The organism is Candidatus Streptomyces philanthi, from assembly GCF_059553635.1.
Genome location: NZ_JCANQV010000624.1, coordinates 1 through 1,070, shown reverse-complemented (window position 1 = coordinate 1,070; position 1,070 = coordinate 1). Strand labels below are relative to the sequence as shown.

Annotated in this window: 1 protein-coding gene; it reads right to left on the bottom strand. The window is 71.4% G+C overall.

Annotated features, from left to right (window positions below; translation table 11 throughout):
- The coding region (locus AC51EU_RS30710) for a phosphopantetheine-binding protein (RefSeq protein ID WP_496270363.1) at positions 1-1,070 on the bottom strand (1,070 nt) is incomplete at both ends.

The window sequence follows — 1,070 nt, the reverse complement described above, 5'->3', positions numbered from 1 at the left end:
ATCCGGATCAGGGTCGTAAACGTCCTCCGCCCAACCACGGTTCACCGGGAAAGCACCCACCGCGTCCCGTCCCTCGGACACCAACTCCCACAGGTCCTGCGGGGACGCGACTCCGCCCGGGTAGCGGCAGCCCATGCCCACCACGACCAACGGATCGTCGTCGAGCCGGGCTTCGTCCGGTGCGGGTGCGGTCGGCGTGGTTTCCCCGGAGAGGCGGTCGGTGAGGTGGTCCGCCACGTCGTTCGGCGTCGGGCACTGGAACACCAGGCCGGTCGGCAGGGAAAGCCCGACGGCGGAGCCGAGCCGGGTACGGAATTCCACGGCGCTGAACGAGTCGAGGCCCAGGTCGGTGAAGGTGTGCTGCGGATCGATCTCCCGGGCGTGCGCATACCCCAGTACCTCGGCGAGCTGCTCGACCACCAGCTGGTGGACCGCTCTCGGCTCCGGCACCGTCACGGCGGGAGGCGTGCCGATGCCCGCCGCGTCGGGTGCGGGCTCGGCCGGGGCGCTCTCCGCCGGCGCCGTACGGGTGGTGAGCGCGGTGGGCCAGTGACGCTGGCGCTGGAAGGCGTACGGGGGAAGGTCGATGACGCGCGCCCCTGTCCCCTCGAAGTCCCGGCTCCAGTCGACGTCGGCACCACGGGCGTACAGCCGCCCCAGCGCGTCGAGGAACGTCTCGGGTTCGGGCTTGCGTGCCCGCACCAGCGGAACGGGCGCCGACGCGGACTCCCGGACACAGTCGGGGACGAGGCCGGAGAGCGTGGCACCGGGGCCTATCTCGACGAACGTCCGCACGCCCTCGCCCTCCGCCGCTCGTACGGCGTCGAGGAAACGTACGGGGCGGCGGGCGTGCTCCACCCAGTAATCGGGCGAGGCCAACGTCTCCGGACCGGCCGGCTCCCCCGTCACCGTGGAGACGATCGGGACGGTCGGTTCGCCGAACGTCAGGCCCTCCAGCACCTCACGGAACTCCGCGAGCATCGGTTCCATCAACGGCGAGTGGAAGGCGTGGCTGACGGTCAGGCGTTTCGTCTTGTGGCCCTGCCGGGCGAGGCTGTCGGTGATCACCT